At 35.7% G+C, this 11366-nt stretch carries 5 protein-coding genes; 4 read left to right on the top strand and 1 reads right to left on the bottom strand.

The genetic code is table 11. The features are described 5' to 3' along the window. Window positions 1–34 precede the first annotated feature (34 nt). Complete coding sequence (locus tag BUA46_RS00025) at window positions 35–1495, top strand: aminoacyl-histidine dipeptidase (RefSeq protein WP_019387156.1); 1461 nt, start codon at window positions 35–37, stop codon at window positions 1493–1495. 7 nt (window positions 1496–1502) lie between these two features. On the opposite strand, the gene BUA46_RS00020 is transcribed toward BUA46_RS00025, so the two are convergent. Next, on the bottom strand, window positions 1503–3230 hold the full coding sequence (locus BUA46_RS00020) for an amidohydrolase (RefSeq protein ID WP_019387157.1): 1728 nt from the start codon (window positions 3228–3230) through the stop codon (window positions 1503–1505). Window positions 3231–3833: 603 nt separating this feature from the next. Between BUA46_RS00020 and BUA46_RS00015 the strand changes: the two genes are divergently transcribed. The 3 genes from BUA46_RS00015 to BUA46_RS00005 all read left to right on the top strand — a co-directional run. Then, entirely contained in the window at window positions 3834–4466 is a 633-nt protein-coding gene (locus BUA46_RS00015) for a LuxR C-terminal-related transcriptional regulator (protein WP_143148032.1), read from the top strand. Between the two features lie 308 nt (window positions 4467–4774). Further along, entirely contained in the window at window positions 4775–5212 is a 438-nt protein-coding gene (locus BUA46_RS00010; RefSeq protein ID WP_019387159.1) for a hypothetical protein, read from the top strand. 5 nt (window positions 5213–5217) lie between these two features. After that, a partial coding sequence (locus BUA46_RS00005) for a LamG-like jellyroll fold domain-containing protein (RefSeq protein WP_143148031.1) occupies window positions 5218–11366 on the top strand: 6149 nt, incomplete at its 3' end.

Raw genomic sequence — 11366 nt, 5'->3', positions numbered from 1 at the left:
AATATGTACCTTTGTAAAACTTTACTATTAAATTATGAGCACCGAAATAAGACAATTACAGCCACAGGCACTTTGGAATAAATTTGCGGATTTAAACGCAGTACCACGACCATCAAAAAAAGAAGAGCGCGTTATCGCTTTCATGAAAGATTTTGGAAAAAATCTAGGTTTAGAAACCATTGAGGATGCCGTTGGAAATGTAATAATCAAAAAACCAGCAACTCCAGGAATGGAGGATAGAACAACAGTTGTGATGCAATCGCATTTGGATATGGTTCATCAAAAAAACAACGATACTATTTTTGATTTTGATACACAAGGTATTGAAATGTATGTTGATGGCGATTGGGTCAAAGCTAAAGGAACAACCTTAGGAGCAGACAATGGTTTAGGAGTAGCAACAATAATGGCTATTTTAGAAAGTACCGATATTCCGCATCCAGCAATTGAAGCTTTGTTTACTATCGACGAAGAAACAGGAATGACTGGTGCTTCGGGCTTAAAAGGAGGATTGCTTACTGGTGGAATTTTACTCAATTTAGATACTGAAGAAGATGATGAAATTGGTGTAGGATGTGCAGGAGGAATTGATATTACTGCAACAAGAACTTATAATGAAGAAGAGACTCCAGAGTTTAAAATAGGATATGAAGTTTCAGTGAAAGGATTGCAAGGTGGTCACTCGGGAATGCAAATCCATGAAGGATTGGGGAACGCGAACAAAATTATGAATCGTGTGTTGTTTGATGGCTTTGAAAACTTCGGATTGCGAATTTCTGAAATTGATGGAGGTAGTTTACGCAATGCGATTCCTAGAGAAAGTAAAGCTGTTGTAGCTATTGATGCTATTCATGAAGATGCATTTTTGTTAGAAATGGCTATGATTTCTACAGCGATAAGAAAAGAATACAAAACGATGGAACCAAATTTAGAGATTAACGTTTCTAAGGTGGAATGCCCGCGTAAAATAATGGATTTAGGAGTACAGGAAGGATTTACTAGAGCAATGTATGCTGCACTTAATGGTGTTTATAGAATGAGTGCTGATATCCCAGATTTAGTAGAAACTTCAAATAATATAGCTAGAGTTGTTGTAAAAGACGGCCATATTAAAGTGGGCTGTTTAACACGATCTTCTGTTGAAAGTGCTAAAATGGATTTAGCTAATACGCTGCGTGCTGCTTTTGAATTAACGGGATGTGAGGTTGAATTTAGTGGAGATTATCCGGGTTGGACACCTAATATGGATTCGCCAATTCTGAAAGTTATGACGAAGCTATACGAAGATTTAAATGGTGAAAAACCACATGTTGCAGCATGTCATGCAGGATTAGAATGCGGTATTCTTGGTCAAAATTATCCAGAAATGGATATGATTAGTTTTGGTCCGAATATTAAAGGCGCACATTCTCCAGACGAGCGCGCTCAAATTTCTTCTGTTCAAAAATATTGGAAATTTGTGTTAGAGATATTAAAAGCGATTCCAGTTAAATAAAATTAATCTAATCTGCTTTTGAATATACGATGTTTCCATCAAAAATGGTCATGACCACTTCAGTGTCTAAAATTTGAGATTCTTCAATGGTCATGATGTCTTGGTTGAATATGGTAAAATCAGCAAGTTTACCAACACTAATGGAACCTTTAATCTGTTCTTCAAAAGCGCCATAAGCAGCATCTAAGGTATAAGATCTTAAAGCTTGTGTTCTTGTCATTTTTTGTTCTGGTTCATAGCCACCTTCAGGCGTACCCTTTAATTTTTTCCTGCTCACACTGGCATAAAAGCTCGCAATGGGATTTATAGGTTCAACGGGTACATCAGTTCCATTTACTATCGGAACACCGCTTTCTAATAGGTTTTGCCACATGTAGGCTCCTTCTTTAATTCGCTTTTCGCCTAATCTATCAATAGCCCAAGGTCTGTCAGACGACATGTGTACGGCTTGCATTGCAGGAATGACTTGTAATTCTGCAAAACGGGGAATATCATCAGGATGCAGATGTTGTGCGTGTTCTATTCTAAATCTATGATTTGTTGTGGCATCAGGAAATTTTTTAAAAGCCATTTCATAACGGTCTAAAATTTCTCTATTCGCACGATCTCCAATAGCATGCGCACATACTTGAAAGCCATGATTTAAGCCTTTGATTGCAGTTTCTTCTACAAATTCCATGGGTAAGGTTTCGTGACCAAAATGATCTGGTCTATCCGTATAAGGTTCCAGTAACCAGGCACCTCTTGAACCTAAAGCACCATCGCAATTTAATTTAACAGAGCGAATGGTTAAAAGATTATCGGGATCAATCATTGGGCCTTTGGAATACCAGTCTTCGAGCAAGTCTTTATCCCAACCAGTTAACATGGCGTAAATTCTTGTATTCATCTTGCCTTCCGATTTCATTTTTTCATATAACGCGATGGTTTCTTTAGGGATTCCGGCGTCATGAAAACTGGTAATGCCATTTCTTTGACAAGCTTTTACAGCTAAATTAAATGCTTGTTGGTCGGTTTCTAACGTTTTTTTAGGAATATGTTTGGCAATTAAAGTTTGGGCACGTTCATTAAAAATACCTGTGGGTCTTCCAAACTCATCAATAATAACTTCTCCACCTTCTACTTTAAAATTCTTAATACCTTCTTTAGCTAAAACTTGCAAACCCGCAATTTCCATAGCTTTGGCATTAGCAAATCCTGCATGACCACTAGCGTGTCTTAAATAAACCGGATTGTCTGGCGATACTTCACTTAGCAAGTGATGTGTTTGAAAACTATTTACTAATCCAGAAGGCATGGAATCCCATTTGCTTTGATGCCAGCCTCTGCCAATTATCCATTCTCCTGGTTGCGCAGTTTTTACGCGTTCTGCGACAGCATCAACAATATCTTGGTAGCTTGTTGTGTTCATCAAATCTAGATTGAGTTCATTGTAACCTAAACCCATGAAATGACCATGACCTTCAATAAAACCTGGTGTCATGGTTTTTCCTTTTAAATCAATAAGTTCTGTATTGTCATTTTTGAATCGTTCGGCTTCCGATAATTTTCCAGTAAAAATGATTAGATTGTTTTTTATAGCTACAGCTTCAACTTGAATAGAAGTAGAATCTACGGTATAAATTGTACCACCATAAATAATCAAAGTCGCAAATTCGTTTTTAGGATTTGAACAAGCCGTTAGAAAAACTAATAATAAGCTTATATATTTCAAAGGGAAATTTTTTAATTTCATCAAAGTCAGTTTTAAACTTTCAAATTACAATAATTATACAAAGCGCAAGGCCATAAGTCATATATTAATAGTAAGTGAATCGGTAGAAAAAATCTAAAGAATCAATAATATAACAACGTTTGATAAAATATAATGAAAGAAAAAACAACTTAAAATTACATTTTATCGAATTTATTTGTGTTTTATCTATAATTTAATATATTTGTAGTACAACATATGAAATATGTACAAAAGCAAATATTTAGTGAAACATAAAGTAAGCCCTAAATTGCCTCTAAAAAGAAACATTTATTTATTTGCTTTTTTTTTTTAATTGTTTAAAAAAGGTTTTGACAAACTTGTTAAGGCACAGGGTCATAGCCGGAACCTCCCCAAGGATGACAACAAAAACAAGATAAATTATTACATCAGTACGACTAATTTTTGTACAAAAATTATATTTTCAGTATATTTAAAAAACTTACCAGCCCAATAAAATTGATCAACAATAGAAAAACGACATTGTTTGACTCATCAAAATTTAGCAAAGAAATTGCTAAAATTCTGCATAATCGTATTGTAAAAACTCATAAGTTCAAGTCGATAAAAAAGTTCCCAATAGTAATGGGAAAACAGGCCATGTATATTTTAAACTGGCAAAAATCGCGATTGGAATATTCGCGAGGAATTCGACAAATGTTAGGCTATTCAAAAGATGAATTTACCATGGAAATGGCATTAACATTAATACATCCAGATGATATTGATGTTATTAATCGCATACTTAAAGGCGTTGTGAATTTTGCAATTAGAAATAATGTAAGTGCACAAAAGCAATATTTGAACGTCACCTTCCGGTTATTAAAAAAAGATGGAACCTATTTAAGGGTGATGCGGCAGTCTTTACCGTTTCAAACAGGCGAAGATGGTATATTATTGACGCATTTATCGGTTTTAACTGATATTTCGTTCATCAAAACAAGTACTAATTTTGTCGAATGGGAGCTTTATGCGGGTAATATAGATGTAAGCCTTTTCAAAAAAAGTATTTATCATGAATTCGCTAATTTTTTTACAGATAGAGAGAAGGAAATTATCAGCCTTATTGATAAGGGTTTTACTAATAGCAACATTGCTAGCACTCTATTTATAAGTATTCATACTGTAGTGGCTCACCGTAAAAATATCCTTAAAAAAAGTAACTGCCATAACAAAAAAGAGCTTATAGAGTTTTGCCATCTTAATGGTATTTTATAGTATAAATGGCTCGTTTTAACGAATTACCGTCTTCACGGTATTTTATAACTTAGACTTAATCTCTAATTTGTCGGTGCTATTATTAATTTCCCTAACGATTAAATTCATGTTTTAAAGCCGTATTCCTTCATTTAAAAACTGGAATTCAAAATTTATATGGCTATTTAAAGCGTTTTCTCTAATTATACTTCTTATTAGCACCCTAAATGTATCATAAAATTAAATGCAGTATTGTTTTCTTATTGTAGGCAAACAATAGTTACCTGACTTGTTTGTGTTTTGGTTAATTATCACTAAAACCAATCATTATGAAAACCAACCAACTCAAAAATTTCTTTCGTGGCATTATTGTATTTATGCTTTTTTCATTTCAAACGTATGCTCAGGACTCCTGGACATTGTTAAAAGAAGAATCTAATATTCAAATTTTTTATGAATTAATTCCTTGTGAAAGTGGGCAGAATATTGATCCAATAGAATTTGCAGAACAAGGAGATTTAAGACACGAAACATTCAAGCTCAAAATTATAAATAATAATGCTTCAAGCAAATCCATAACTTTTTCTAAAGTGACGACAACAAATAATAGCGACGAACTTGAAACTATCTCCGTAGTTTCAGGTACAACCTTATTACAAACTTGCGAATCGGCACCTAAAATGATGCTCACAAAACAGTATCAGGACCAATATCCGATAGCAGTTACTGATTTTTTAAACGAATTTATAATTAACATTGAAAATTAAGGGCTATGAAAAAAATTACACAAATTACTTCGATAATAGGACTCTTATTTTTAATGTCCGCTACATTAAATGCACAAACAATTTTTCCAATAGTACCAGGTTCTGCAATTGCAGTAGGAAATGATGACCAAGTACTAAGAGACTGGTTAGATGACTACGGCGTAGCGCCTTCTGGTACCTTGTTGTACCGGAGGTCTATACATGGCGCAAGTGCAACTGCATTTCATAATTTATGTGATGATAAAGGACCAACGCTAGTTGTTTTTAAAGCCAGTAATGGGCAAGTGTTTGGTGGGTATACACCAAATTCTTGGAATTCTTCATACTTTAATTATAATAGTAGTTCACAGGCTTTTTTGTTCAACTTGAATTCTGATAGAAAAGCGAGCCCTTATTATCCACAAAATAGTACTTTGAGCAGACCGGGGTATGGACCAATTTTTGGTGGTGGTCATGATATTTTCATTAATAATTCTATGGATAGTGGGTATTTTAGACCACACTCTTATAATAATATTGATGGAAGTGGTTATGCTTATAATTCATCTACTGCAATAAAAGCATTAACAGGCATTAATACAACAAGAACGTATTATTCATTTGGTTCCGGGTTTATTACAGAAATTGAGGTCTATCAAATAGAATTTAATACATCTGCACCAATTATTCAAGGGCAAGATATTACAGTGCTTTTAGATGTAAATGGCAACGCTACCATTACACCACAAGACATTGATACAGGTACTACAGATCCTGATGGAACTGTAACTCTTAGTATAGATAATACTTCTTTTAATTGTGATAATTTAGGTGGTAATTCTACAGCAATTACACCAACTTTTATTGGTTCAGAAACACAACAAACACACTCTCATGGTGGAGGCTACAATCCAATCACTGAAGAATTTTGGTACCCACAGTGGGGAAACTCTAATGTTTATAGATATGATAAGGATCATAATTATTTAGGATCATTTAATTCTGGGCAACAATATATTATGCAGTTATGGATGGATACGGATAGTGCAACTGATTATTATACCTCAAATTGGGGGCAGAGAACTATTACCAAAAGATCAGGTAGCAATATTATTTGGACCTATAATATGGGAATTACAGCGGCTTCCGTTTCTGCTGACGCTAATTTTGTGTATGCCTATGGTGCATGGGAAAACGTCATTCGGGTTTTGGATAAAGATACAGGTGTATTTATAAGGAATATTACGTTACCAGGTTCAATTTATAGTTACGGAGGATTAGTTGTTGCAAATGATAATATTTATATAGCAGGACAAGCTAACGGCTGGTCAACCAATTCTGGAGATATGAGATATTTGCATAAATTAGATTTATATGGTAATTATATAAATTCTACTTATCTTCAAACATATCCATATAATACTGCTTTTGATGGTGAAACAATTTGGGTTTCACAAAATAATAATACAATCTATGGGGTAAAGATTTCTGAAGGCAGCGCTTATGGAGGTTCAGGCTCAAATGCAGTTACTTTAACTGCCACAGACCCATTAGGTAATGCTAGGTCAAAGACCTTTAGTGTTACCGTTATAGATGATATTGTACCTACCATTACATTAAATGGCGATGCAATAATAGATGTTATAATAGGAGAAACTTTTACAGATCCAGAAGCAACTGCTACAGATAATTGTGCTGCTGAAATTGAAATTACAGGTACAGTAGATGTAAACACCATTGGTGAATATATTTTAAGCTATAAAGCTGTTGATGGTTCAGGTAATGAATCGGAAGTTTTAACACGTACGATTAATGTTACAGGTTGTGACCTTGCTTCCGTAACAGCTAATACAATAGATGCTTCTTGTGCCACAGCAGAAGATGGTGGAGCAGAAATAACCATAAATTTTGCAGATGCTCCGGTAGCTATAGAGGGTAATTTAGGCGGTCCAGACTGGTTTCCTTTTGGTACCCCACCAACAAACCCGTTTGCACTACCTATAGATAATTTAGGCCCAGGAACCTATACAGTATCTATTAGAGAAACTGATGATACCGATTGCCAACAAAGTTATGAGTTTACAATAGGTATACAGCCCAATGCCACAGATAATGATGGTGATGGTGTTACTGTAGATGATTGTGATTGTGACGATAACAACGCTTCAATTTACCCAGGAGCAGATGAACTGTGCGATGGTATAGATAATAATTGTGATGGTGAGATTGACAATAATGCTGTGTCAGATGCCTTTTTGGCAAGTTTAACAGGTACGGATTTGGTGCTATCTCCTGCTTTTGATTCTAATACTTTTGCCTATACAGCAGAAGTATGTAACAGTATTACAGAAACCATAATAAGTGCTACTGCAACTAACACATTACCCAGCACAAGTATTGTAGGTGATGGGTATACAGAATTAAGTGCAGGGCTAAATATCATTACAGTAACAGTTGAAGCTTGCGGTATAACTCAGGACTATTCCATTGCCGTTACCAGATTGTCTGAAGTCCTATATTATACAGATGCAGATAATGATGGTTTTGGTGCAGATACTGTAGGGACGGCCTTATGTAGTTTACAAGCTGGTTATGCAACAAATAATCAAGATTGCGACGATACTAATTCCAGTGTATATCCAGGAGCTTCAGAAGTAAATTGCGACGGCGTAGATAATGATTGTAATCCTAACACACTAGATAATATGAATTCAGTGGACGTGGATTTTGATGTAACTAGTGTTACTCACGGCCCTGTAACGCCTTTAGAATTTGGTGTTGATTTTGTAGATGGTACTGATTATACATTTGCTTCTGCAGGTAGTAACCCAGGAGAAGCTGGTGGGAGAACTTGGACTTTTACAGACCTCTTACCAGAAAATTATGGTGGCTTATGGTTTACTTTTAATAATATAGAAAACCCAAGACACAGTACTCAGGCAGCAACAGGCTCTATGGTTTTCCATAGTTTTGATGTAAATACGGGTGTGGCTACTTTCCACAGTACAGCGCCACTCACATGGACAAATCCAGCGAATGGTCAACTGCAAAGCGTCAATACACAATTCAGAATGCAAGTTCAACCAGTTGGAGCAACTGGTACCTCACCAATGAGTGCAGGTGTTGTTGGAAGTATTCCAAACCATTTTGTAGATGGTGGCGAAACAGGACTTCCAAATTTAGGATTAGATTGGCCTGTATTAGATATTAGTCAACAAGGAGATTTTAAGGTGTGGTTTGCTTTTGAAGTGCAAGGCACCAATCAACCATTAACACAGTATTATGATAATGCTAGTACACCACCAAATACCTCATTCTTTACTTCGGTGTATAGTGGTTTTTATGGAGCAGATAAAGTGTGCAGCAATCCAGGGAATGAACTAACCCTTACTGCTATACCAGATACTAATAATTCTGGGCCATTCGTTTATACATTTAATAATATTACAAACACAACGGGTATATTCTCGGGCATTGCTGCTGGTAATTATGATTATAGTGTACTCGCTAACAATGGTTGTTTAACAATAGGAACACATACAGTAGGGCCGCCAGATCTTAGTTTATTGTTACCAATACCAGATTTGGAAACGTTGCCAGATATAACAGCAGAATGTGAAGTTACACAATTAACACCTCCTTCGGCTAGCACAGTTTGTGGAGGCTCAGTAAATGTGATGCATGATGCTAATTTGCCAATTATTGCCCAAGGAACAACGGTCATTACTTGGACATACGAAACTGATGGAGGTTCAGTAACTCAAACTCAAAATGTGATTTTGGAAGATACAACATCACCAGTATTGGTTTGCGAACCGCTTACGGTTGATGTAGACCCTGGAGTATGTGAAGCTAATATATCGGTTATGCCACCAGGTGTCACTGATAATTGCAGTAATATTGGGTCAACATCTTTAGAGTTTGACGGAATTAATGATAAAATTATTATTCCATATAGTTCGAGTTTTTCTTTTGGTACCGAGGTAACAATGGAAGCATGGATCTATCCTGAAAAAAATACTTATTCAAGAATTTTAACTAATTACTCAGGAGGAGGTAGTAATCCAGGTGAATTCGTGTTCGATACCTATGATCCATCTGAGCCAAATGGGCGAGGTCTGAGATTAGTATTTCTTAACAATGCGGCATCAGCATCTGTTTCGAGTCCTAATGTTCTGAGTCTAAATTCTTGGAATCATGTTGCAGGGACATTTGATAATGGTACCATAAGAATTTATGTAAATGGTATAGAAGTAAATTCTTCAATGGCCACCTTTACATCAATAACACCTTCAAATTTAGATTTAATAATAGGTGAAGATAGGATTACCGGTGTTCCAGAGTTTTTCAAAGGAAAAATGGACGAAATGCGTATTTGGAATCGAGCATTGTCAGCAACAGAAATCGCTTTTTCTCATAATAAATTACTATCTGGAACTGAACCAGGATTAGTAGCTTACTATAATTTTGAAGATGGTGAAGGCAGTAATACTTTGGCCGATAGCTCTGGAAATGGTAACACTGGTACTTTAAATAATATGGTTCCTGCAACAGATTGGGTTATTAATGATATACCATTATTGGCTTATAGCCTGACTAATAATGTTACAGGAACCAGTGATGCTTCCGGTGTTTATCCTGTTGGTAGTACAGAAATTATTTGGACAGCAACTGATGCTAATGGAAATTCAGATTCCTGTACACAAACTATAACTGTTGAGGATAATTTACCACCCGATGTAGTTGGTCAAAATATAGAAGTAACATTAACGGCGAGCGGAACCGTAAGTATTGTTGCTAATGATGTTTTAGATACAGGTTCAGATAATTGTGGATTAGTCGATTATAGTATAAGTCAGGATACATTTGGAGCACAAGATGCTATAGATAGCCCCGTAACCATTCAATTAACCGGAACCGATCCTAGCGGAAATGAAACAACAGTACCTGTAATAGTAACTGTTATTGACCCAGTGCCAAATGCTATTTGTCAATCTATTACAGTTTATTTAGATGAAAATGGAACTGTAACAATTGCTCCTGAAGATATCGATAATGGATCTAATTCGGTTGTCGGTATTGGTAGCCTAAGTTTAGATATTGATACTTTTGGTTGTGAAAATGTAGGAGAGAATACTGTAACGCTTACTGTTGAAAGTACTCTTGGTGCTATAGCAACATGTGATGCTACGGTTACGGTTGTTGATAATTTACCGCCTGTTATTGTCTGTCAGGATAGTATAATTCAATTAGATGATAATGGCACAACAACCATTAACGCATCAGATATAAATGGAGGAGCATCAGATAATTGTGGAATTGCTTCCGTATCATTTCTTACAGGTACTTTAGGTGGAGAAGAATTAGTCCAGAATGGCAGCTTCTTACAAGGAGCTTATGCATGGGCTGTTACTAATAATTCGATTGGTGGACCACAATCTGGTGGTGGTAATCCTGTTGAATTCTTTCTTTTAAGTGGTGATGGAAATGCTGGGTCTGATCCTACCATTCTTCAAACCATCAATAATCTTAACATTGGAGAACCGTATACCATCACTGGAGATTATAAAAGCAATGATAGCAATACAACTGGAAGTGACATTTTTGCAATTGATTTAGATGGAGTAGAAATTGCTACACGTCCAAATCCTGGTACTAATTGGACAGCCTTTAGTGTAACTTTTGTGGCTACTGCTGCTAATCAGAATATAGGTTTCAGGGCTGAAATTAACGGCACTGATACTGATATTGCATTAGATAATATTCATATTAAACAAACTATTACCAATGTTACTGCAGAGAGTATTGATTTTGATTGCTCAAATATTGGTGCTAATGAAGTGACTTTATTGGTTATGGATGTTAATGGTAATAGTTCAATTTGTACAGGGAATGTAACAGTAGAAGATAAGGTTGTTCCTGTTGTGGTCACCAAAGATATTACGGTTCAACTTGATGCTACTGGAAATGTTTCTATTGTTCCTGGTGATATCGACGATGGTTCATCTGATAATTGTGGGATTGCCACTTACGAACTTGATATCGATAGTTTTGATTGTACAAATATTACAGGTTTACTAAACACTGCCAACACGGTAGAAGTTACCTTAACGGTCACTGATATTCATGGTAACGTAAACAGTGAAACAGCTACGGTAACCGTAGAAGATAAGGT

Source organism: Algibacter luteus (genome assembly GCF_900141715.1).
Lineage (GTDB): Bacteria > Bacteroidota > Bacteroidia > Flavobacteriales > Flavobacteriaceae > Arenitalea > Arenitalea lutea.
This window is presented reverse-complemented; position numbering and strand designations above follow the sequence as displayed.